Origin of the sequence: Micromonospora craniellae, from assembly GCF_014764405.1 — a bacterium.
In the GTDB taxonomy this organism is placed as follows: domain Bacteria; phylum Actinomycetota; class Actinomycetes; order Mycobacteriales; family Micromonosporaceae; genus Micromonospora; species Micromonospora craniellae.
Map to the genome: position 1 here is coordinate 4758221 of NZ_CP061725.1, position 21678 is coordinate 4779898.

The 21678-nt window shown below is 72.2% G+C and carries 21 protein-coding genes and 1 pseudogene; 16 read left to right on the forward strand and 6 right to left on the reverse strand.

Annotation, left to right across the window (positions count from 1 at the left end):
* Positions 1-9 precede the first annotated feature (9 nt).
* Both ID554_RS21635 and ID554_RS21640 read right to left on the reverse strand, forming a co-directional pair.
* Entirely contained in the window at positions 10-522 is a 513-nt protein-coding gene (locus ID554_RS21635) for a hypothetical protein (RefSeq protein WP_117230457.1), read from the reverse strand.
* 72 nt (positions 523-594) lie between these two features.
* Positions 595-1035 (reverse strand): Lrp/AsnC family transcriptional regulator, encoded by a 441-nt coding sequence (locus ID554_RS21640; RefSeq protein ID WP_117230456.1) that lies wholly within the window; start codon positions 1033-1035, stop codon positions 595-597.
* A 146-nt stretch (positions 1036-1181) separates the two neighbouring features.
* Here ID554_RS21640 and ID554_RS21645 point away from each other — a divergent pair, with 146 nt between their 5' ends.
* From ID554_RS21645 to ID554_RS21700, 12 genes and pseudogenes are all read left to right on the forward strand, one after another.
* Positions 1182-2081 (forward strand): tryptophan 2,3-dioxygenase, encoded by a 900-nt coding sequence (locus ID554_RS21645; RefSeq protein WP_117230455.1) that lies wholly within the window; start codon positions 1182-1184, stop codon positions 2079-2081.
* 10 nt (positions 2082-2091) lie between these two features.
* Positions 2092-3399 carry a kynureninase gene (kynU, locus tag ID554_RS21650; protein ID WP_117230454.1) on the forward strand — a complete coding sequence of 436 codons (1308 nt, stop codon included), beginning with the start codon at positions 2092-2094 and terminating at the stop codon, positions 3397-3399.
* Positions 3396-4733, forward strand: coding sequence for an FAD-dependent oxidoreductase (locus ID554_RS21655; protein WP_117230453.1), 1338 nt, complete (start codon positions 3396-3398; stop codon positions 4731-4733). Before kynU ends, ID554_RS21655 begins: the two co-directional genes overlap by 4 nt.
* A gap of 20 nt (positions 4734-4753) precedes the next feature.
* Positions 4754-6235, forward strand: coding sequence for a 2-hydroxymuconic semialdehyde dehydrogenase (locus tag ID554_RS21660; protein ID WP_117230469.1), 1482 nt, complete (start codon positions 4754-4756; stop codon positions 6233-6235).
* A 183-nt stretch (positions 6236-6418) separates the two neighbouring features.
* Positions 6419-6880, forward strand: a complete 462-nt coding sequence (locus ID554_RS21665) for a hypothetical protein (RefSeq protein WP_317985232.1) — start codon at positions 6419-6421, stop codon at positions 6878-6880.
* Positions 6877-7650, forward strand: a complete 774-nt coding sequence (locus ID554_RS21670) for a 2-keto-4-pentenoate hydratase (RefSeq protein ID WP_117230451.1) — start codon at positions 6877-6879, stop codon at positions 7648-7650. The genes ID554_RS21665 and ID554_RS21670 overlap by 4 nt, the downstream gene beginning before the upstream one ends.
* A 204-nt stretch (positions 7651-7854) precedes the next feature.
* Positions 7855-8289 (forward strand): RidA family protein, encoded by a 435-nt coding sequence (locus ID554_RS21675; protein WP_191088599.1) that lies wholly within the window; start codon positions 7855-7857, stop codon positions 8287-8289.
* Complete coding sequence (locus ID554_RS21680; RefSeq protein ID WP_117230450.1) at positions 8282-8806, forward strand: 3-hydroxyanthranilate 3,4-dioxygenase; 525 nt, start codon at positions 8282-8284, stop codon at positions 8804-8806. Before ID554_RS21675 ends, ID554_RS21680 begins: the two co-directional genes overlap by 8 nt.
* 2 nt (positions 8807-8808) lie before the next feature.
* Complete coding sequence (locus tag ID554_RS21685) at positions 8809-9825, forward strand: amidohydrolase family protein (RefSeq protein ID WP_117230449.1); 1017 nt, start codon at positions 8809-8811, stop codon at positions 9823-9825.
* Positions 9826-9921: 96 nt separating this feature from the next.
* A pseudogene (locus tag ID554_RS21690) lies at positions 9922-10920 on the forward strand (amidase); the annotation flags it as partial.
* A gap of 46 nt (positions 10921-10966) precedes the next feature.
* Positions 10967-11278 (forward strand): aa3-type cytochrome oxidase subunit CtaJ, encoded by a 312-nt coding sequence (gene ctaJ, locus ID554_RS21695; RefSeq protein ID WP_449560070.1) that lies wholly within the window; start codon positions 10967-10969, stop codon positions 11276-11278.
* Positions 11265-11678 (forward strand): DUF5130 family protein, encoded by a 414-nt coding sequence (locus ID554_RS21700; protein WP_117230447.1) that lies wholly within the window; start codon positions 11265-11267, stop codon positions 11676-11678. The genes ctaJ and ID554_RS21700 overlap by 14 nt, the downstream gene beginning before the upstream one ends.
* A gap of 111 nt (positions 11679-11789) precedes the next feature.
* Here the strand turns inward: ID554_RS21700 and pepN are convergent, their stop codons facing one another.
* Positions 11790-14339 carry an aminopeptidase N gene (gene pepN / locus ID554_RS21705; RefSeq protein WP_117230467.1) on the reverse strand — a complete coding sequence of 850 codons (2550 nt, stop codon included), beginning with the start codon at positions 14337-14339 and terminating at the stop codon, positions 11790-11792.
* A 218-nt stretch (positions 14340-14557) separates the two neighbouring features.
* Here pepN and ID554_RS21710 point away from each other — a divergent pair, with 218 nt between their 5' ends.
* The 3 genes from ID554_RS21710 to ID554_RS21720 all read left to right on the forward strand — a co-directional run bounded on the left by ID554_RS21710 (position 14558) and on the right by ID554_RS21720 (position 17846).
* Positions 14558-15181, forward strand: a complete 624-nt coding sequence (locus tag ID554_RS21710) for a mycothiol-dependent nitroreductase Rv2466c family protein (protein ID WP_117230446.1) — start codon at positions 14558-14560, stop codon at positions 15179-15181.
* Between the two features lie 718 nt (positions 15182-15899).
* Positions 15900-17105 carry a DUF1015 family protein gene (locus tag ID554_RS21715; RefSeq protein ID WP_117230445.1) on the forward strand — a complete coding sequence of 402 codons (1206 nt, stop codon included), beginning with the start codon at positions 15900-15902 and terminating at the stop codon, positions 17103-17105.
* 273 nt (positions 17106-17378) lie between these two features.
* On the forward strand, positions 17379-17846 hold the full coding sequence (locus ID554_RS21720) for a ribose-5-phosphate isomerase (protein WP_117230444.1): 468 nt from the start codon (positions 17379-17381) through the stop codon (positions 17844-17846).
* An 18-nt stretch (positions 17847-17864) separates the two neighbouring features.
* Here the strand turns inward: ID554_RS21720 and ID554_RS21725 are convergent, their stop codons facing one another.
* Together ID554_RS21725 and ID554_RS21730 are read right to left on the reverse strand one after the other, a co-directional pair.
* The gene (locus tag ID554_RS21725; RefSeq protein ID WP_117230443.1) at positions 17865-18194 is read right to left on the reverse strand and encodes a hypothetical protein; all 330 of its coding nucleotides are present in this window, start codon (positions 18192-18194) and stop codon (positions 17865-17867) included.
* A 19-nt stretch (positions 18195-18213) separates the two neighbouring features.
* Complete coding sequence (locus ID554_RS21730; RefSeq protein ID WP_117230442.1) at positions 18214-19446, reverse strand: GNAT family N-acetyltransferase; 1233 nt, start codon at positions 19444-19446, stop codon at positions 18214-18216.
* 114 nt (positions 19447-19560) lie between these two features.
* Between ID554_RS21730 and ID554_RS21735 the strand changes: the two genes are divergently transcribed.
* The gene (locus ID554_RS21735) at positions 19561-20100 is read left to right on the forward strand and encodes a hypothetical protein (RefSeq protein WP_117230441.1); all 540 of its coding nucleotides are present in this window, start codon (positions 19561-19563) and stop codon (positions 20098-20100) included.
* Positions 20101-20330: 230 nt separating this feature from the next.
* Here the strand turns inward: ID554_RS21735 and ID554_RS21740 are convergent, their stop codons facing one another.
* Positions 20331-21560 carry a S8 family peptidase gene (locus ID554_RS21740; RefSeq protein WP_117230440.1) on the reverse strand — a complete coding sequence of 410 codons (1230 nt, stop codon included), beginning with the start codon at positions 21558-21560 and terminating at the stop codon, positions 20331-20333.
* Between the last annotated feature and the right edge of the window lie 118 nt (positions 21561-21678).

Below are 21678 nucleotides of genomic sequence, written 5' to 3' on the forward strand. Positions count from 1 at the left end.
GACAGCGGGTCAGGAACCGGCCCGACGTCGGCTGCTGACAAGCCCGAACACCACCGCTGCGGCCACCGTCGCGGCACCGCCGAGCAGCAGTATCGAGCCGGTGCCGCCACCTGCGGTGCCGCCGCCACCGGTCGCCGGGCCCTTGGTGGGCTGCTGCATGTTCAGCACGGTCAGCGTGGTGCTGGCCGTCTGGCCGTTGTCGCAGCGCAGGTTGACCGGGTAGTCCCCGGCGGCCTTGTCGCTCGGCACGGTGGCGTCCCCGGTGAGGAAGCCGTTGTCCGGCCGGAGGAAGACCTGTCGGAACGCGTCCGAGGTCACCTCGGCCTGCCGGTTGTTGGCGTTGTCGCAACTGGCCTTGATGTGCACCCGGGAACCGGCCTGCACGCTGTTCGGCGTCACCTCGACGAAGGTGTTCCCAGTGGCCCGGGCGGGCGCCGCGCCGACCAGGACGAAAGCCCCGATCAAGGCGAACGCGCCGAGCAGTCGGACGATGGTCGACGGGTACGGTCGCAGACCCCGCATGATCCTCCCTCCCGGCACCGGTGCACCGGTCCTGCTGGGGCGACCCGCGGCGCTTTCCCCGTGCCGGGGCGGCTAACCCGACATCGGGGTGACCGGCTGCCAGCCCAGCGGCGTGGAGAGGACCATCGTGCTCGACGGCTGCCCGTACGGGGCGAGTCGGTCGATGACCGCCTCGAAATCCCCGATCGAGGAGGCCGCGACCTTCAGCACGCTGCACGCGTCTCCGGTGATCCGGTGGATCTCCAGGATCTCCGGCCAGTCGGCGACCTCGGGGTCGTGCAGGATGCAGCGGGCGCCGTAACAGGACATCCGGATCAGCGCCACCACCGTGCGGCCGGCCCGGGCCAGGTCGACGTGAGCGTGGTAGCCGGTGACGACGCCGGTCTCCTCCAGCCGCCGGACCCGCTCGGCGACCGCCGGGGGAGACAGGTGCACCCGCCGGGACAGCTCGCTGAACGACAGTCGCGCGTCGGCCTGCAGCTCACGGAGCAGGGCCCAGTCCATCTCGTCCACGTGGTGACCTTACGTCCGGCAAGTGAACTGCTGCCAGCGCCTTTCGTTCAGCAGGTCTACCTGCGTAAGCGCCGTTGAAGAGGCATTCCGTCGGGCGATCCCACCGCGAGATCATGTCTGGACCGACGCCAGGAAGGAGCGGACGCATGGAGCAGACGGAGCTGCGCCCGGGTACCCGGGCGGCGGTACGTCCGGTGACCGGCCGGCAGCGCGCGGCCCGCGCCGCGCGCAACGGTGGTGAGCCGACGCTGGAATTCGCCGAGCGGGTGCCGTACGACGCGTACGTGCAGGCCAGCACACTGCACCGGTTGCAGGAGCCGCTGAGCGACGACCCGGGCGAGATGTCGTTCCTGATGGTCAGCCAGATCATGGAGCTGTACTTCGGTCTGACCTGTCACGAGCTGCGCGACGCCGCCCGGCTGCTGCGCACCGACCGGGTGTGGGAGGCGCTCGCCCCGCTGCGTCGGGCCGCGCTGCACCTGGAAGGGCTCAACGCGGCCTGGCGCGGGCTGCGCTGGATGACTCCGGCCGACTTCAACCGCTTCCGCAACCTGCTCGGTGAGGGCTCGGGTTTCCAGTCGGCCATGTACCGCCACCTGGAGTTCCTGCTCGGGCTGCGCGACCAGACGCTGATCCGGCCGTTCCGCCGGCAGACCGAGGTGCACGCCGAGCTGACCGCCACCCTCGGCACGCCGAGCGTGTGGGACGAGGTGGTCGCCCTGCTCGCCCGGCACGGTCACGAGCTGCCCGCCGACCTGCTGGAGCGGGACGTGGCGACCGAGCACGAGCCGCACCCCGCCGTCGAGGCGGCCTGGGTGCGGATCTACGCCGACTCCGGCCCGGACAACCACCTGCGGCTGCTCGGTGAGGCGCTGACCGAGGTCGCCGAGCAGTTCGGCGACTGGCGGCACCACCACGTCAAGGCGGTGCAGCGCACCATGGGCGCCAAGGTCGGCAGCGGCGGTTCCGCCGGGTTGGCCTGGCTGCAACGCAGCATGGCGCGGGTGGTCTTCCCCGAGCTGTGGTCCGCCCGTACCGCGATGTGAGGCGACGACGATGAGAACGAGGAAGTCCGAGACCGAGCTGCCGCGCTTCGGTGAGGCCGAAGCTCTCCGGCTGGACGCCGCCGACCCCGGACACCGGCACCTGTTCCACGTACCGCCGGCCGACGGTGGTCGCCACCCCGAGTCGGCCTACCTGGCCGGCAACTCGCTCGGCCTGCAACCCCGGGCCACCCGGGACGAGTTGCTGGCCGACCTGGACGCCTGGGGGCGGCTCGGTGTCGAAGGGCATCTGGAGGCGGAACGGCCCTGGCTGCCGTACCACGAGCTGCTGACGGCGCCGGCCGCGCGACTGGTCGGCGCCCTGCCCACCGAGACCGTGGTGATGAACTCGCTCACGGTCAACCTGCACCTGCTGATGGTCAGCTTCTACCGGCCGACCGGCACGCGGACCCGGATCGTCATCGAGGACAGCGCCTTCCCGTCGGACAGCTACGCGGTACGCAGCCAGGCCCGGTTCCACGGCCTCGACCCGGACACCACGGTCGTCCGGCTGACGCCGCGCCCCGGCGAGGACACCCTGCGGACCGAGGACGTCACCGCGTTCCTGGCCGCCGAGGGGGACACCGTCGCGCTGGTGATGCTCGGCGGGGTCAACTACCTCACCGGCGAGCTGATGGACATCCCGGCGATCACCGCCGCCGGCCGGGCCGCCGGAGCGGTCGTCGGCTGGGACCTGGCGCACGCCGCCGGCAACGTGCCGCTGTCGCTGCACGAGTGGGACGTCGACTTCGCGGCCTGGTGCTCGTACAAGTACCTCAACTCGGGGCCGGGCGCGCTCGGCGGGGTGTTCGTGCACGAGCGGCACCACGGCGAGCCGGACCTGCCCCGCTTCGAGGGCTGGTGGAGCACGGCGGCGGCGACCCGCTTCGAGATGACCCCGGTCAGCCGGCCACCGTCCACTGTGGAGGCGTGGCAGATCTCCAACCCGCCGATCTTCTCGATGGGGCCGGTCCGCACCTCGCTGGAGCTGTTCGACTCGGTCGGGATGCCCGCGCTGCGCGACCGCAGCCTGCGGCTCACCGGCTACCTGGAGCGGCTGCTGGACGAGGTGACCGCCGACCGGCCGTTGACCGTGATCACCCCGCGCGACCCGGGTCGCCGTGGCTGCCAACTCTCGGTCAGACTCGGCGAGGGCAGCGCCAGGGAGCTGACCAAGCGGCTCCGGTACGAGCATGGCGTGATCGCCGACGCTCGGGAGCCGGACGTCGTCCGGTTCGCCCCGGTGCCGCTCTACTCGACGTATCACGACTGCTGGCGGGTCGCCGACGCGCTGGCCGCGACCGTTGGGAGAGCTGGATGAACCGGGAACGCGACGAGATCGCCGTGGTCGGCGCCGGACTGGCCGGCTGCCTGCTGGCCTGTTACCTGGCCCGCCGGGGCTATCCGGTGGCGCTGTACGAGCGGCGGCCGGATCCGCGTACCGGGACGGTCGAACGGGGGCGGTCGATCAACCTGGCGCTCTCCGAGCGCGGCCTGGACGCGCTGCGCCGGATCGGGCTCGACGAGCAGGTGATGGCCGACGCGCTGCCGATGCGGGGCCGGATGGTGCACCCGGTGCTCGGCGAGCCCGGGTTCCAGTCGTACAGCGTCTCCGGCGACCGGGCGATCAACTCGATCAGCCGGGGCGCGCTGAACAACGCGCTGCTGGAGGCCGCCGCGAAGCTGCCCGGCGTACGGATCGCCTTCGACCACCGGCTGGTCGGCCTGGACCCGGACACCGCGCGGATGACCTTCGAGACCCCGCAGGGCGCGGTCACCGCGGACGCGCGCGTGGTGCTCGGCGCCGACGGCGCCGGTTCGGCGGTACGCGGACAACTGCTCGAACACGGTCTGCTCACCGAGAGCGTCGACTTCCTCGACTACGGCTACAAGGAACTGACCATCCCGCCGGCCGGTGGTGACTTCGCCCTCGACGAGGGTGCGCTGCACATCTGGCCGCGCGGCACCTCGATGATGATCGCCCTGCCCAACCCGGACCGCTCCTTCACCTGCACGCTGTTCTGGCCCACCCACGGCACCGCGAGCTTCGCCTCGCTGGGCAGCAAGGCGGCGATCGAACGGCACTTCGCCCAGCACTACCCGGACCTGCCGCCGCTCGCCCCCGACCTGGTCGACGACTACCAGCACAACCCGGTCGGCGTGCTCGGCACCGTGCGGTGCGACCCGTGGCAGGTGAACGGACGCATCGGCCTGCTCGGCGACGCGGCGCACGCCATCGTGCCGTTCTACGGCCAGGGCGCGAACTGCGCCTTCGAGGACGTGGTGGAGCTGGACCGCTGCCTGTCCGAGTGCGCCGACGACTGGTCCGCCGCGCTGCCGTTGTTCCAGCGACGGCGGCAGGACAACGCCGAGGCGATCGCCCGGATGGCACTGGCCAACTTCGTGGAGATGCGCGACAAGGTCGCCTCGCCGGTGTTCCGGACTCGCAAGAAGATCGAGCACGCCCTGGAGCGGGCGCTGCCCGGACGGTACGTCAGCCAGTACGAGATGGTCTCCTTCTCCACCGTCCCGTACGCGCAGGTCCGCCGCCGGGTACGCCGGCAGTGCCAGGTGCTCGGCGCGGTGGCGGCCGGTGTGCTGGCGGCGGCGGTGGCCGGTGTGGCGGTGGCGTTCGGGCGCGGGAGGCGCGGATGACCCACTGGGATCCCCGGCTGATGACCGGGCACGCACCGGACGGCCCCGCCCTGCTCCGCAACTTCGTCGGCGGCGAGTTCCGCCACGACGGCCCCCGCTTCACCCGGCGCAGCCCGGTCACCGGCGAACCGGTCTTCGAGGTGGTCGAGGCCGGCTCGTCGGTGGTGGGCGACGCGGTGGCGGCGGCCCGGGCGGCGCTGCGCGGGTCGTGGGGCCGGATGGGGGAGCGGGAACGCGCCGAGGTGCTGCGCCGGGTCGCCGACGAACTGGAACGCCGCTTCGACGACCTGGTCACCGCCGAGGTGGCCGACACCGGCAAGGCCATCTCGCAGGCCCGCACCCTGGACATCCCACGTGGCGCGGCCAACTTCCGGGCCTTCGCCGAGATCGTGGCGACCGCGCCGACGGAGTCGTTCACCACGGTCACCCCGACCGGTGGCCGGGCACTCAACTACGCGGTCCGCAAACCGGTCGGCGTGGTTGCGGTGATTGTGCCGTGGAACCTGCCGCTGCTGCTGCTCACCTGGAAGGTCGCACCGGCTCTGGCCTGCGGCAACGCCGTGGTGGTCAAGCCCAGCGAGGAGACGCCCGCCTCGGCCACGCTGCTCGCCGAGGTGATGGCGGCGGCCGGTGTTCCGGAGGGCGTGTTCAACCTGGTGCACGGGTTCGGTCCCGGTTCGGCCGGCGAGTTCCTCACCCGGCATCCCGACGTCGACGCGATCACCTTCACTGGCGAGTCCGCCACCGGCAGCGCCATCATGCGCGCCGCCGCCGACGGGGTGAAGGCGGTCAGCTTCGAACTCGGCGGCAAGAACGCCGGGCTGGTCTTCGCCGACGCCGACCTGGACGCGGCGGTCGCCGGCTCGGTCCGGTCCAGCTTCACCAATGGCGGCCAGGTGTGCCTCTGCACCGAGCGGATCCTCGTGCAGCGGCCGGTGTTCGAGGAGTTCACCGAGCGGCTGGCGGCGCGTGCCGCCGAGCTGGCGTACGGCTGGCCCGCCGACGAGGCGACCGTGAACATGCCGCTGATCTCGCACGCCCACCGGGACAAGGTGCTCGGTCACTACGACCTGGCCCGGTCCGAGGGGGCGCAGGTGCTGGCCGGCGGCGGGGTACCCCGGTTCGGCGACGCCCGCGACGGCGGTGCGTACGTGCAGCCGACCGTGGTGACCGGGCTCGGCCCGGACGCCCGCACCAACCGCGAGGAGATCTTCGGACCGGTGGTGCACGTCGCGCCCTTCGACGACGAGGACGAGGCGTACGAGCTGGCCAACGGCACCGAGTACGGCCTGGCGGCGACCGTGTGGACCCGGGACGTGGGCCGGGCGCACCGGGCCGGCGCCCGGCTGGACGCCGGCATCGTCTGGGTCAACACGTGGTTCCTGCGCGACCTGCGTACCCCGTTCGGCGGGGTGAAGGCGTCCGGCATCGGCCGCGAAGGCGGCGTGCACTCGCTCGACTTCTACTCCGAACTCACCAACGTCTGCGTGGATCTGTCATGAGCGAGCGCAGCGAGCGAATCATCAGCGCAGTGCTGTCCGGGCTCGTGACGGGTCCGAGCGCAGCGAGGAGCCGACATGAGTGACTTCGACCTGGCCGCCCGGGAACTGATCGAGGCCCGGGCCGGTGGGAAGCCGTGCCCGCCGCTGGCGGTGATCGGGTCCGGCAACATCGGCACCGATCTGATGATCAAGGTGCTTCGGGCGGGCGGTGACGCCGACGGCACCACGGTGGGCCTGCGGATGGTGGCCATGGCCGGCATCGACCCTGCCTCCGACGGCCTCGCCCGCGCCCGCCGGCTCGGCGTGGCCACCACCGCCGAGGGCGTGGACGGCCTGGTCGCGATGCCTGAGTTCGCCGACATCGACCTGGTCTTCGACGCCACCTCGGCCGGCGCGCACCGGCACAACGACGCGGTGCTGCGCCGCCACGGGCGTACGGTGGTCGACCTGACCCCGGCAACCCTCTCCCTCGGCTACGCCGGGGTCTACTCCAGTTTCCTCCGCCACGCCGAACGGGCCTCCGCCCGGTACGGCGTCGACGTCCGCTCCATCCTGGTCGAACTCGGCCGGCGGCGGATGGTCGGCGGGCAGGAGGACATGATCGTCGACGTGGCGCTGGATCTCGCCGGGCAGGAGGACTCATGATCGGGCCGGACATCGCCGGAATCGCCGCGACCCTGGACCGGGCGGCCGACACGGCCACCGCCGTACCGCAGGTCGCCGCCGAGACCGGACTCGACGTCGACGCCGCGTACGCGGTGCAGGCCGCGCTGGTGCAACGCCGCCTCGACCGCGGCGAACGGCTGGTCGGGTTGAAAATGGGGCTGACCAGCAAGGCGAAGATGGCCCAGGTCGGCGTGGACGAGGTGATCTGGGGCCGGCTCACCGACATGATGCGGGTTCCCGACGGCGGCACGGTCGACGTGACCGGCTACATCCACCCCCGGGTCGAGCCCGAAGTGGCGTTCCTGCTGGACCGGCTGCCCGAGCCCGGCGAACCGGTCGGCGACTTCACCGACGCGGTCCGCGCGGTGGCCCCGGCGATCGAGCTGATCGACTCCCGGTACGCGAACTTCGCCTTCTCGCTGCCGGACGTCATCGCCGACAACACCTCGGCCGGCGCGTTCGTGATCGGCCCGTGGTCGCCGGTACCCGACGGGCTGGAGAACCTCGGCGTGCTGCTGGAGGTCGACGGACGGGTGGCACAGGTCGGCTCGACGGCGGCCATCCTCGGCGACCCCCGTCGGGCCCTGGACGAAGGCATCCGGCTGGCCGGTCGGCACGGCGTACGGCTGCAGGAGGGCTGGGTGTTCCTGGCCGGTGCGGCGACGGCGGCGGTGCCGTTGCGGGCGGGGGTGCGGGTGCGGGCTGTCGTCGAGAAGCTTGGTGGTGCTTCGGTTCGGGCTGGTTCGTGATGTCTTGGGTTGTTGGTCTTGGTCTTGGTTGCGCGGTGGGGGTTCCGGGCGGTGGTTGCGCGGTGGGGGTTCCGGGCAGCCCGCCCGGCTCCGGGCGGTCAGGCTTGATCCCTCCGCCGGGCGGGCTGCCCGGAACCCCTGACGTGGCTGGGGTTCGCATCGCTCCGCCCGGTGACGGTGCGGCTGGGGTGGTGGGGGTGCGGTGTGGGGGTTGATGGGGGGCGGGTGGTTTCGGGGAAGGCTGTTCCTCGGGGGGCCTTTCCGCACGTGAAGGTGGCCGGGGGGTTCGTGTTCGTGTCCGGGACGTCGTCGCGGCTGCCGGACAACAGCTTCGCCGGAGTGTCGGTGGACGAGTTCGGAACCACCGACCTGGACATCCGGGCGCAGACGCGCGCGGTCATCGAGAACGTCGGTGACCTGCTGCGGTCGGTCGGCGCCGAGTTGACCGACCTGGTGCAGGTGACGTCTTACCTGGTCAACATGAACGACTTCGGTGGGTACAACCAGGTGTGGGCGGAGTTCTTCGACGCCACCGGGCCGACCCGGACGACCGTGGCCGTGCACCAGTTGCCGCATCCCCACCTGCTGATCGAGATGCAAGCCGTGGCTCTGCTTCCCGGAGGAGGTAGTCGTGAGTGAGATCGCCGAGCCGTTCAGCTTTCCCGGCTGGATCGCCGACAACCAGCACCTGCTCAAGCCGCCGGTGGGGAACAAGGAGATGTTTCCCGGCTCCGACGACTTCATCGTGATGGTGGTGGGTGGGCCCAACCAGCGCACCGACTTCCATGTCGACCCGTACGAGGAGTTCTTCTACCAGGTCAAGGGCAACATGCACATCAACCTGATGGCCCCGGAGGGGCCGCGCACGGTGCACGTGCGCGAGGGTCAGATGTGGATGCTGCCGCGCAACACCCCGCACTCGCCGCAGCGGCCCGAGCCGGGCTCGATCGGGATGGTGGTGGAGCGGGTCCGTGCCGAGGGGACGCTGGAGAAGTTCCAGTGGTACTGCCCCGAGTGCGGGCACAAGGTGCACGAGGTCGAGTTGCAGGTCCGCGACATCGCCGCCGACCTGCCGCCGGTCTTCGGCGCCTTCTACGCTGACGAGGCAGCGCGTACCTGCGAGCGGTGCGGCACGCTGCACCCGGGCAAGGGCTGACGATGGCGGCACCCACCGTGGTGGACGTGCACACCCACGTCGTACCCAAGGGATGGCCGGACCTCGCTGCGGCCTGCGGCGGGTCCGGTTGGCCCTGGCTGCGGGTGGACTCGGAACGCGCGGCCATGATCATGGTGGGGGAGGCCGAGTTCCGGCCGGTCGGGGCCGAGTGCTGGGACGCGCCGACCAGGCTCGCCGACATGGCCGCCGACGGGGTGGACGTGCAGGTGGTCTCGCCCACGCCGGTGTTCTTCGGCTACGACCGCCCGGCCGACCAGGCGGTCCGGGTGGCCCGGATCTTCAACGACCTCACCCTGGAGGCCACCGCGGCCGGCGGCGATCGCCTGCTGCCGTTCTGCCAGGTGCCGTTGCAGGACCCGGACGCGGCCTGCGCCGAACTGGACCGCTGCCTGGCGGCCGGGCACGTCGGCGTGGAGATCGGCAACCACGTCGGCGACCGGGACCTCGACGACGCCGGGATCGTGGCGTTCCTCACCCACTGCGCCGAGGTCGGCGCGCCGGTCTTCGTGCACCCGTGGGACATGCCCGGCGGTCCCCGACTCGACCGTTGGATGGCGCGCTGGCTCACCGGCATGCCCGCCGAGACGCACCTGTCGGTGCTGTCGATGATCCTCGGCGGCGTGTTCGACAAGGTGCCGCCGACGCTGCGGATCTGCTTCGCCCACGGCGGCGGCAGCTTCCCGTTCTGGGTCGGGCGTGCCGACAACGCCTGGCACCGCCGGGGCGACCTGGTACGCGGTGCTTCCGCCGCCCCACCCAGCAGCTACCTGGACCGGTTCTACGTCGACTCGGTGGTCTTCTCCACACCCGCCCTGCGGCTGCTGGTGGACACGATGGGCGTCGACCGGGTGCTGCTCGGCAGCGACTACCCGTACCCGTTGGGTGAGCGTCCGGCCGGTCGGGTGGTCCATGAGGCCGACTTCCTCACCGACGCCCAGCGCGCCCGCCTGCTGGCCGGCAACGCCCTGCACTTCCTGCAAGGAAGGGTCCCCTCCTAACGCCTGGTGCATAGGAAGGGTCCCTTCCTAACACCAGGGCGCACGGCGCGCCTCACACCGGGGCTTACGGCGCGTGACGAGTGCAACCGGCGTACCGGCGCGGCGGCCGCGGTGGCGGCCGGGCTGGTGCCGGTGGCCCAGGGCTCCGACGGTGGCGATTCGGTACGCATCCCGGCGTCGTTGTGCGGCCTGATCGGCTACAAGCCGAGCCGGGGCGTGGTCTCCGGCGGCCCGCTCGGCTCCGGCGCCTTCGGCCTGCCGACCAGCGGCACGATCGGTCGTACCGTCGCCGACGTGGCCGCGTTGCTCGACGTGTTCGCCGAGCCGGTGCCCGGCGAGCCGTACCTGCCGCCATCGCCGCCGTCCGGCGGCTACCTGGGCGCCGCCCGCGCCGCCGCCCCCGGACGGCTGCGGGTGGGCCGGTTCACCGCGCCGATGCTCGCCGACGAGCCGGTCCACCCGGACTGTGTCGCCGCGGTGGACCGGGCGGTGATGCTGCTCACCGCCGCCGGTCACCAGGTGGTCGAGGTGCCACCGCCCCTCGGGCCGCAGGTCTGGCCGCTGTTCGAGGTCGTCTGGTACGTCCTCGCGCTCGCGCCGGTGCCGCCCGAGCGGGAGGCCGACCTGCTGCCGTTGACCCGCTACCTGAGGGCCCGGGGCGGCGGGATCTCCGCGGGTACGCTCAGCGCCACGCTCGGCGAACTCCAGGCGCAGGTACGCCTCGGCGCCCGCCGTACCGCCGACTGTGACCTGCTGCTCTGTCCCACGTTGGCGGCCCCGCAGGCGCCTGTCGGCTGGTTCACCGAGGGCCGTACCCCGGAGGAGGACTTCGACCTGCAACGGCGGTTCTCCCCGTACTGCGCCGTCTTCAACGTCACCGGCCAGCCGTCGGTCTCGTTGCCGGTGGGGGTGACCGCCGAGGGCCTGCCGGTCGGGGTGTTGCTGACCGGTCGGTACGGCGACGACGCGAGACTGATCGCGACGGCTGCGCAACTGGAGCGCCGCTGTGGCGGGTGGGATCGCCACCCCCCGGTCTGGCGGGGCATGGGCTCCGCTAACGTGAATAGCAGCGGAGTCGGGAGGTCACTGCGGTGACCCGCCACCCGGCCCGGTCGAAGTTCTCTCTTTCCGCCTGGGGGCGTTGGGATTGTCTGTAACCGACACCTTGCTGGTCTTCGTCGGCATCCCGGCAGCCGTCGTGCTGGTGATCGTCGGCCTCGTCTACGCGGGCAGCCGTGGCGGTGGTGGCGGCGGTGCCAAGCGTTACCGGCCCGGCCGGCCCTTCAGCTTCACGCCGGTGTGGTTCCTCGGCAAGCCGGAGGAACTGGCCGACTCGGCCGGCACCGCGCTGGCGGCGGGGGCACAGGCACCCGCGCTGAGCAGCCGCAAGCAGGAGCAGGCCGGCGTCGAGGCGCCGGCCGGTGGGACCGGAGGCGCAAGTGACCGTTGGTGAGAAGCAGCCAGAGATCGGGACGGGCAACCCGCCCGATGTGCTCGACGGGCCGTTCTCGACCCGTCAGCTGCTGCGCATCGACGAGGCGCTGCGCCTGGCCGACCAGGCCACCGGCCTGACCTTCTCGGTCTTCGTGGGTGGCCTGGACGAGCCGGTCCGCGAGCACGCCGAGCGGTTGCACCGGCAGCTCGCCGACCCCGACCGTTCGGTGCTGATCGCGCTCTCGCCCAACCAGCGGCAGCTGGAGATCATCACCGGCCGGCACGCCCGCAAGCGCGTCCCGGACACGTACGCCAAGATCGCCGCGCTGTCGATGGTGGCCTCGTTCGGCGGCGGTGACCTGGCCGGCGGCATCATCCAGGGGCTCGACCAGCTCTCCCGGTACGCCGGCAACGCCTGACCGTTCCGGTACGACAAAGCCCGGTCCCACCGAGGTGGGGCCGGGCTCACTCGTGCGTGCGTGGTGCCGCCGTCGTGCGGCGGGCCGGGTCGGCCCGCCGCACGACGCGGGTCAGCCGCTGCGGGCGTCCCGGGTGCGGGCCGCGAGCGCCCGCACCACACCGTCGCGGCCCTCGGCCACCAGCCGGCGCAGCGGCCCCGGGTGGCCCTCCTGCGCCAACCAGGCGTCGGTGGCCTCGACCGTGTCGTCGTCGACCAGGTACGCCGGGTACACCAGCATGGCGAACTCCTGCGCCGGCTCGCTGTCCCGGCGTGCCCAGACCTGCCCGACCGTGGCGAAGTACCGGTCCCGGTAGGGCGCGACCAGCTCGACCTGGGTCGGGTGGCTGAACCCCTGCAGCAGCGCCCGGTGCCGCCAGTTCGGCAGCGCCTCGGTGCCGGTCAGCTGGGCCCAGACCGCGGCCTTGTTCTCCTCGGTGGGCACCAGGGCATGCGCGTACGCGGCCTCCCGCTCGCCGCTGGAGGTCTTGTCGGTGGCCAGTTCGGCCTCGATCTCCGGCCCACCGGCCACACCGTTGGCCACCAGCGCCTGCAACACGCTCCAGCGCAGTTCGGTGTCGATGGTCAGTCCGGCGGTCACCTCGGAGCCGTCCAGCCAGCCGCGCAGGACCGCCAGGTCCTCCCCGGAGCGGGCCGCGGAGACGTACGCCCGGGCCCAGGCCAGTTGGAAGCCGCTGCCGGGCTCGGCGGCGGCGAGCGCGGTTCGCGCGGTCCGGGCCAGCTCGGCCCAGCCGGTCGGCGCCCAGCTCGGGTCGGCATAGAAGGTGATGGCGGTGCTGACCTGGCGCAGCGTGGCGGTGACCAGGTTGATGTCCCGCTCGGCCGGCAGCCCGGCCAGCACCAGCGCCACGTAGTCGCGGGTGGCCAGTTCGGCGTCGCGGGTCATGTCCCACGCGGCCGTCCAGCACAGCGCCCGCGCCAGCGACGACTCGAAGCCGGCGATGTGCTGCACCACCGTCGCCATCGACCGCTCGTCCAGGCGCAGCTTGGCGTAGGTGAGGTCGTCGTCGTTGAGCAGCAGCACGTCGGCGGCGGGCACCCCGGCGAGTTCGGTCAGTTCGGTCGACTCACCGTCGACGTCCACCTCGTACCGTTCGCGGCGCACCAGCCGGCCGTCGGTGAGGTCGTACAGGCCCACCCCGATCCGGTGGGTCCGCAGCGTCGGGTACCCCTGCGGTGCCTCCTGGCGGACCAGGACCCGCTGGTACGCGCCGTCCTCGCCGATGGTCAGCTCCGGCCGCAGCGTGTTGACCTGCGCCGTCTCCAGCCACTGCGCGGCGAAGGTCCGCAGCTTGCGCCCGGAGGCGGTCTCCAGTTCGGAGAGCAGGTCCTCGAAGGTGGCGTTGCCCCAGGCGTGCCGGGCGAAGTACGCCCGCAGACCGGCCAGGAACGGCTCCTCACCGACGTACGCCACGAGCTGCTTGAGCACGCTGGCGCCCTTGGCGTAGGTGATGCCGTCGAAGTTGACCTCGACCGCCTCCAGATCCGGCATCTCGCAGTACACCGGGTGGGTGGAGGAGAGCTGGTCCTGACGGTAGCCCCAGTTCTTGCGGATGGACAGGAAGGTCGTCCACGCCTCGGTGAAGCGGGTCGCGTGCGTGTTGCACCAGTGGCTGGCCCACTCGGCGAACGACTCGTTCAGCCACAGGTCGTTCCACCAGCGCATGGTGACCAGGTCACCGAACCACATGTGCGCCAGCTCGTGCAGGATCGTGTTGGCCCGCTGCTCGTACTCGAAGTCGGTCACCTGCGAGCGGAACAGGTAGTGCGACTCGGCGTGCGTGACGCAGCCGAAGTTCTCCATCGCGCCGGCGTTGAAGTCCGGCACCCAGACCTGGTCGTACTTGGGCAGCGGGTAGCGCACCCCGAACTGCTCGTGGAAGAAGTCGAAGCCCTGCTGCGTGATCAGGTTCAGGTCCTCGGCGTCGAGGTACTGCGCCATGCTGGCCCGGCAGAAGTAGCCCAGGTCGATGCCGTCGTGGACGTACCTGACCTCGTGGTACGGCCCGGCGCAGAGCGCGGTGATGTAGGTGCTCATCCGCGGTGAGGTGGTGAAGTGCAGGGTCTTACACCCCTCACCCGCCGCCTCCTCGCGCTCCACCGGCATGTTGGAGACAGCCTTCCAGTGTTCCGGCACGGTGGCGTGCCAGGTGTAGACGCTCTTCAGGTCAGGCTGGTCGAAGCAGGCGTAGGTGCGCTGCGCGTCGGCGGTCTCGAACTGCGAGTAGAGGTACGTCTCGCCGTCGACCGGGTCGATGCTGCGGTGCAGCCCCTGCCCCGAGCTGGAGTACGCGAAGTCGGCGTCGACGACGAGCGTGTTCTCCTCGGCCAGCCCGGTCAGGGTCAACCCCTTCTCGGCCGACCAGTCGGCCAGGTCGACGGGGTCGCCGTTGAGCGTCGCCGAGCGGACCGAGTCCGCGGCCACCTCGATGAACGTGCTGGCCCCCGGCTCGCTGCACCGGAACCGCACCTCGGTGGTCGATCGGAAGGTGCGGCCCCCGGCCGCGTGTACGGCGCTGGACAGGTCCAGGTTGATGTCGTACCCGGTCACGTCGAGCAGGCGGGCCCGCTCGGTCGCCTCGACCTGTGTCAGGTTGCGCACTCCCGGCACGTTCGTCTCCATCCCACTATCGCCGCACGTCACGGTCACGTCAGCCGTCGACCGCTTGTGACGGCCGGTCCCTGCCTGGAGTCTTCCATGCGCGGGGAGCCGTCGGTGGGCGAGGTCACGCGGTCCGTCACCGGCCGATCAGGCCGGTGGGGGTAAAGATGCGTGATAGGCCGGTCGAATCGGCATCTCCGTTGCGAAGGGACATAAACGTGAACGAGCGTGTCAGTGTCGACATGTGGTTCGACCCGATCTGCCCGTGGGCATGGATCACCTCGCGGTGGCTGCTGGAGGTGGAGCGGGTCCGTGACATCGACGTCCGCTACCACGTGATGAGCCTGTCGGTGCTCAACGAGGGACGGGAGCTGCCCGAGCCGTACCAGGAGATCATGAAGACCGGTTGGGGACCGGTCCGCGTCTGCGTCGCCGTCGGGCAGCGGTACGGCCCGGACGCCGTGCGGAACCTCTACACCGCCATGGGTACCCGGATCCACCTCGGCAAGGAGGAGCGCGGACCGGAGCTGTACGCCGCCGCGCTGAAAGACGCCGGACTGGACCCGGCGCTGGCCTCGGCGGCCGACGACGCGAGTCTCGACACGGCCCTGCGGGAGAGCCACGAGGCGGGGATGCGTCCGGTCGGCACCGAGGTCGGTACCCCGGTCGTGCACGCCCCGGGTCCGGACGGCAAGCAGGTCGCCTTCTTCGGCCCGGTGGTCACCCCGGCACCCAAGGGCGAGGCCGCCGGCCGACTCTGGGACGGCGTGATGCTGGTCGCCGGCACGCCCGGCTTCTTCGAACTCAAGCGCAGCCGCGACATCGACCCCATCTTCGACTGAGGTGTAAGGAAGGGCCCCCTGTTAACGCCTCCGGTAGAGCAGGGGTCCCTTCTTAACAACAAACACCGGTGCCGCCGCCGTACTGCCGATGGCTTGGCGTCACCGCCGGCTCCGTGGACTCGTTTGACCAAGTGTCCGCAGCGGCGATCCGGCGGTCCGTGACGGCTGCCGGCCGCTCACCGCAGCACGTGGAGGTAGCCATGGCCAAACACCGTGCGCCCGTCAACGACCTGCAGTGGTGGGAGGAACGCGGGAGCGGCGTGGACCGGAAGGCGATCGACCTGCGCTGGCCGGCCCCCAGGAAGGGCCCTGCCGACGGCCTGGCCCGGGTGTCGACCGGATCGGGTGTGGTGGGCGTGGCCCGGGTACCCGCCACCTCCCGCCTGACGCCACCGGACCGGGACCTGCGCGACCAGGGCCCACGGCCGGAACGGGCTACCCGCCGCGCTGTCGACGCCGGCCAGCTGGCACCCGGCGCTCGTCAACCGGCATCAGACGTCCGCCAACCGGCACCAGGTGCTCGCCAGCCGGCGTCCGGCACCCGCCAATTGGCATCAGGTGCCCGAGGTCGGCATCAACAGAGCACCGAGCCTGAGTGTTAACAAGGGTCCCGTGTTCTACCTGAGGCGTTAATAAGGTGCCCTTCCTTGCGCCAACTGGTGGACGGAGTGCGGGTCGGGGGGTGGGGCTGTCATCGCCGCCGGTAGCGTCAGCGGACATGACGGTCGTGCACCCGATCAACCGGGCCTGGATCACCACGGGCGGCACCGGCGCCCAGAACTACGACGAGTTCGCCGACGACGCGGAGATCACCGCGATCATCGAGGCGAACCCGCACAGCGCCCTCGGCATCGAGATGCCGCACCGGGCCCCGGAGAGCCTCGGCAAGTCCTTCGCCGACGCGCTGCCGGACGCGGTGACCCGGCTGGCCGAGGCGAAGGCCGACGGCAGCTACACCCCGGCCGAGCAGGTGGTGGTGCTGTACCGGATCAGCGCACCCGGTGAGGAGTCCGCGTACGGGCTGTGGGTGATGGTCGACACCGACCAGATCTCCACCCGGGCCGACGAGCCGGGTCTGGTCATCCGCAACGAGGACGTCTTCATCGCGAAGGTGCGCGAGCGCGTCGCGCTGGCCGAGACGCTGGGTCACCTGCTCTCGCCGGTGCTGCTGTTGCAGACCGGGCGCGGGGACGAACTGCACGCCGCGCTGGCCGCCGCCACCGACGCGGCCGGTGCGCCCGCCGCCACGGACACCGACCAGTCCGGCCGCACGCACGCCATCTGGCTGCTCGGGTCCGGGCCGCGCCAGGACGAGCTGACCGCGCTGGCCGGTGGTGGCGAGCTGGTCGTCGCCGACGGCAACCACCGCAGCCTGGCCGCCCAGACCGGCGGCCTGCCGCGTTTCCTGGCGGTCGTCACCACGCCCGCCTCGGTGGCCATCCAGCCGTACAACCGGCTGGTCAGCGAACTGACCACCACGCCCGACGAACTGCTCGACCGGCTGCGCGCCGCAGGCGCCGAGGTCACCGAGGTCACCGGCCCGGCCGAGGTCCCGGCCACCGGCGGCACCGTCGTGCTCCAGCTTGCCGGCCGGGCGTACGCGGTGACGCTGCCGCACACCGGCGCCAACCGCCTGGAGAACCTGGACCACGCCCTGGTCGAGCGGCTGCTGCTGCGTGACGCCCTGGGGCTGGACCCGGGCGACAAGCGGATCACCTACGTCGGCGGTGACTACCCGGCGAGCTGGCTGACCGGTGAGGTCGAGGCTGGCCGGGCCGAGTTGGCCGTGCTCGTCGCACCGGTGACGGTGGACGACTTCGTCGCGGTGAACCTGGCCCGGGAGAAGATGCCGCGCAAGAGCACCTGGTTCACCCCGAAGGCGCGGGGTGGCCTGGTCGTCGCCGAGCTGACCGACCGCTCCTGACGTACCCGCCGGCCCCGCCCGTCGCCACGGGCGCGACCGACTTCGGCTCGCCGTCCGCCGTCACGCGAATCCGGCCCCGCCCCGCCGCCACGGCCGGGCGGGGCCGGCGCGCGTTGCGGGACGGCGGGCCGCCGGCACCGGCGGACGAGGGCAGGCCCCCGCAGCGGGCGGGGGAACCGGTCCCGCAGTGAGCCGGGACACGGGCTCCCGCTCAGCGGGTCACCACACCGCCCCCGCTCGGTGCGCCCCGGCGAGCCTGACAGACTGCCCGGTATGCGCGTCTATCTGGGATCCGATCACGCCGGTTTCGAGCTGAAGGTGCACCTGGCCAACCACCTCGCCAAGGAGGGGTACGAGGTGGTCGACGTGGGTCCGCACGCCTACGACCCGGACGACGACTACCCGGCCTTCTGCCTGCACGCCGGCACCCGGGTGGTGGCCGACGCGGGGAGCCTGGGCGTGGTGATCGGCGGCTCCGGCAACGGCGAGCAGATCGCCGCGAACAAGGTGGCCGGGGTGCGCGCGGCGCTGGCCTGGAGCGTGGAGACCGCGCAGCTCGGGCGGCAGCACAACGACGCCAACGTGGTCGCCGTCGGGGCGCGCCAGCACACGCTCGACGAGGCGACCGCCATCGTCGAGGCGTTCCTCACCACCGCGTTCTCCGGCAGTGACCGGCACGCCCGGCGGATCGCCCAGGTGGCCGACTACGAGCGCACCCGCGAGCTGCCCGACCTGCCCTGAGTGTGCGCCCGGGTGCCGTCAGCGGCGGGGCAGCTCGTCCCGAGGGGTCCAGTTCCGTCGGACGATGACCACCCGGGCGGCCGCCTCGGCCAGGTCCTCGTCGGTGGGCCGGGCGGCGTCCCGGGCCCGCATCGCCGCGGTCACGTTCACCTGCGACGAGCCGGAGCCGACCAGCCCGCGCAGCCCCCGCTCGCCCTCTTCGGCCGAGCCGCCGCCGCGCCGTCCGCGCGGCGGCGGCTCACCGCCGTCGTGCACGTTCGCGGTGGCCGCCGTCATGCCGCCGTCGGCTGGCGTGTCCTGCCCGCCGTGATGCCGGTGCCGTCGCCGTCGTCGCTCCGCATCCGCCATCCCTGCACCGTACCCGCCGTCAGAAGACCTCCAGGGCGGACGCGGTGCGGTGCCAGGTGAAGGCGGGACCGGCGGCGGCCAGCGCCCCGGGGCGCAGCTTGCGTAGCCGACCGGCGGCGGCTAGCGCGGCCGGCCCGACGCCGCCGAGGAACAGCTCGCCGAGGCACCGTACGTCGCAGGCGAGGTCCGCCGGCTCGTCGGTACGGGTGCAGTCCGCCTTGTCCGGCCCACCGTGCAGCCGCCACCGGCCGGTGTTCTCGGGCAGCAGTTCGTCGTCCACCTCGATGACCACGTCGACGTCGGTGGCGTAGCGCCGGGCGGCGAGCGCGGCCGGCACGTCCACCACCCGTACCCAGAGCGCGTCGCTCAGCTGGGCGACGAGCATGCGCGGTTCGTTCACCATCCGCAGCAGCGGCTCGTCCACCGCCGCCCGCCGCACCACGACCTGCCGGGTCAGGTCGATCGACAGCAGCATCCGCCAGATCGCCCGGTACGCCGCCGGGGTGGCCGTCACCACCTCGTCGACGGTGGTCACGCCCTTCGGGCCGGCGTTGTTCCACTCGCTCCTGGTGCGGAACAGTCCGTAGCCGTCGACCCCGTCCGGCCCTTCGTGCAGCACCACCCGCAGCTCGGTGGCGCCGCTGCGCTGCGATTCCGGGTCCATCAGCACGTACCGCCACCAGCGCTCGTCCCGCGACGACCAGCCGGGACGGTCGCTGCGGACCCGGTCGTAGACCGTCGCGAGGTCGGCCTGCCGGTCGGCGGGCCGGTCCAGGCGGAGCCGGCCCTCGTCCGGCGTCGGCGCCGGCAGGCGCAACTCGGTGGTCTCCCCGTTGATCTGCAACCGTTGGGCTGCCAGGCCGTACCCGAAGCGGGGGTAGATCCGCCCCTCGCTGGCCCAGAGCACCGCGACCGGCTCCCGCCCGGCGTCGTGGATTTCCCGGAGTTGCCGGCGCATCATCGCGCTGAGCAGGCCCTGCCGCCGGTGGGTGGGCGCGACCCCGACCAGCGTGACGTGCGCGGCCGGCATCGCACCGCCGGGCACACCCAGTTCCCGGGTGTACGCGGCGGCGCTGGCCACCAGTTCCGACCCGTCGCGTACCAGCAGGGCCCGTTCCGGTTCGAAGATCGCCCGTTCGGTCTCGTGGGTCTCGGGGTCGACCGCGTGGTGGAACAGCGCGCCGAGGAAACGGCCGATGTCGTCGTAGTCCTCGGGGCGGCCGGTGCTGATGGCGGGAGCAAAGGTGGTCACCGCTCGTGTCTAGCTGATCGACGCGGGTCGGGCGACCGATTTGCGCGCTGGTTACTCTCGAAGTCTCCAGCGGCGGCCGGTTGCCGCCGCCGGATCAGGGGAGGGGACCACGACATGGCCGACCAGACGCAGCCGTGGGCGGAGCGCACCGTCGAGGTGCCGCCGCAGTCCGATGCGGGCATCCCGCCGCAGCGCGACCCGTACCGGCGGGGTGTGGCCTCGGTCTGTGCCCACGCGCCGCGTACCGAGCCGTTCCCGGTGGTGGATCACGAGCCGACCGGCACCGGCTGGCCGGGCCAGCCCGCGCCGCGCCGTCCGCTGAGTTGGCACGTGGCGCAGCTCAAGCGGGGCGGGGAGTGGAGTGCGGCAGGTGCGCTGTTCGCCTTCGTGTGCTGGGGGATCTGGGCGATCTCGGGCGGTGGCGACCTGGTCGGACCGTTCCTGATCTTCATCGTGAGCCTGCTGGTGGGGGCCGGGCTGTTCGCGCTCGCCCGGCTGCTCGGCCGGCTGGTGCTGGAACGGCAACTGGGTCGGGTACGCCGCAGCGCCCGGGGCGCACACCTGGTCACGGCGGTCTTCCTGGCCGGTCTGGGCATCGCCTACCTGCAACAGACCCAGTGGATCGTGGACGCCTGGAACTGGCTGACCAACTGAGCCCTGTGCCGCGCCGGACCACCGCGCGGACAACGGGCGGGTCGGCCGTACGGCCGACCCGCCCGCGAGCGGTCGCGCAGCCCGCGACCGAGGTCGTCACTCCACCAGGACGACGCCCCGCTTACCCGGCGTGAGGCAGTTCATCCCCCGCGCGCGACAACCCGTCCGTACTTCGGCCCACTGGGCCTGCTCGGCTGGGCACCCGTGCTGAGTAGCCGGCCGCCGGCCGGTCACGGACCGCAATAGAGCAGGCGATTCGGGGTGCCGCTGCTCACTCCGCCGACCACACCGACCGTGGCCCGCCCGGTCAGGTAGGCGGCGACCTGTGCCGGGCTCCAGCCGGGGTTGGCCTGTAGGGCGAGGGCGGCGCATCCGGCGACGTGCGCGGTGGCCGGTGAACCGCCGCTGAGGGTGGCGGTGGCGGTGTCCGTGGTGTGCCAGGTCGAGGTGATGGCCGCGCCGGGCGCGTACAGGTCGAGGCAGGAGCCGTAGTTGCCCGACGGCATCCGGGCGTCGGTGGCCGTGGTGCCAGCGGTGGTCAGCGCGGCCGGCACCCGACCGGGCGAGTAGGCGCAGGCGTTGCCGTTGGCGCTGCCGGCGGTCACCGCGTAGCTGATGCCCGAGGCGATCGAGCTGGTCACCGCCGCGTCCAACACGCTGCTCGCGGCACCGCCGAGCGCCAGCACCGCCACCGCCGGTCGGACGGCGTTCGCGGTCACCCAGTCCACCCCGGCGACCACCTGGGCGATACTGCCGCTGCCCGCGCAGTCGAGCACCCGCACCGGGTGCAGCCGCACCCGCTTGGCCACCCCGTGCAGCGTGCCGCCGACCGTGCCGGCCAGGTGGGTGCCGTGCCCGTTGCAGTCGTCCGCCGGCAGGCCGTCCACCAGGTCGACGCCGGTGCCGACCCGTCCGCCGAAGTCACGGTGGGTGCGCCGCACGCCGGTGTCGACGACGTACGCGTGCACGTCCGGCGCGGTGTTCGGGCACGCGTACCGGCCGTCGAGGGGCAGGTGTCGCTGGTCGATCCGGTCCAGTCCCCAGGACGGCGGGTTGAGCTGCACCCCGGGGTCGCTCAGCGTCACGATCCGGTTCTGCTCGACGTAGTCGACCGCCGGGTCGGCGGCGAGGCGACGTGCGGCGGCCTCGGTCAGGCGTACCTCGAATCCTCGCAGCGCCTCGGTGAAGATCCGGTCGACGCGTCCGGCGTACCGGTCGGCCAGCCGGTCGGCGATGGCTGAGGGCGCGACTCCGGTACGCGCCGTGGCGTCGTCGCGGAGCACGACGAGGTAGCTGCCGGCGACGGCGGTGGCCGCATCGGCGTACCTGATCTCGCCGGTGGCCGGTGCCGCGGCGGCCGGGCCTCCGTTCAGCGGGACCAGGACGGCGGCGGTGAGCAGGGCGGCGAGGGACGCGCGGGTGACGGCCGGACGTCGCCGGAACGGACGGGGGAGTGGCATGGGTCCTCCTCCTGGCTGCGCCCCCGATCGGGTTCTCCGGCGGAGGCGTCGACGGTAGCCAGGATGGTACCCAGATATCCAAGATCATGGATTGATGTGGAGTTCAGCCGAGCAGTTG

Bases quoted from the DNA above. Each gene is read 5' to 3' on its own strand.
- ID554_RS21635 (WP_117230457.1), bottom strand. From the start codon at position 522: ATGCGGGGTCTGCGACCGTACCCGTCGACCATCGTCCGACTGCTCGGC.
- ID554_RS21645 (WP_117230455.1), top strand. From the start codon at position 1,182: ATGGAGCAGACGGAGCTGCGCCCGGGTACCCGGGCGGCGGTACGTCCG.
- kynU (WP_117230454.1), top strand. From the start codon at position 2,092: ATGAGAACGAGGAAGTCCGAGACCGAGCTGCCGCGCTTCGGTGAGGCC.
- ID554_RS21655 (WP_117230453.1), top strand. From the start codon at position 3,396: ATGAACCGGGAACGCGACGAGATCGCCGTGGTCGGCGCCGGACTGGCC.
- ID554_RS21660 (WP_117230469.1), top strand. From the start codon at position 4,754: ATGACCGGGCACGCACCGGACGGCCCCGCCCTGCTCCGCAACTTCGTC.
- ID554_RS21665 (WP_317985232.1), top strand. From the start codon at position 6,419: ATGATCAAGGTGCTTCGGGCGGGCGGTGACGCCGACGGCACCACGGTG.
- ID554_RS21670 (WP_117230451.1), top strand. From the start codon at position 6,877: ATGATCGGGCCGGACATCGCCGGAATCGCCGCGACCCTGGACCGGGCG.
- ID554_RS21685 (WP_117230449.1), top strand. From the start codon at position 8,809: ATGGCGGCACCCACCGTGGTGGACGTGCACACCCACGTCGTACCCAAG.
- ID554_RS21715 (WP_117230445.1), top strand. From the start codon at position 15,900: ATGACGGTCGTGCACCCGATCAACCGGGCCTGGATCACCACGGGCGGC.
- ID554_RS21720 (WP_117230444.1), top strand. From the start codon at position 17,379: ATGCGCGTCTATCTGGGATCCGATCACGCCGGTTTCGAGCTGAAGGTG.
- ID554_RS21725 (WP_117230443.1), bottom strand. From the start codon at position 18,194: ATGGCGGATGCGGAGCGACGACGGCGACGGCACCGGCATCACGGCGGG.
- ID554_RS21735 (WP_117230441.1), top strand. From the start codon at position 19,561: ATGGCCGACCAGACGCAGCCGTGGGCGGAGCGCACCGTCGAGGTGCCG.
- ID554_RS21740 (WP_117230440.1), bottom strand. From the start codon at position 21,560: ATGCCACTCCCCCGTCCGTTCCGGCGACGTCCGGCCGTCACCCGCGCG.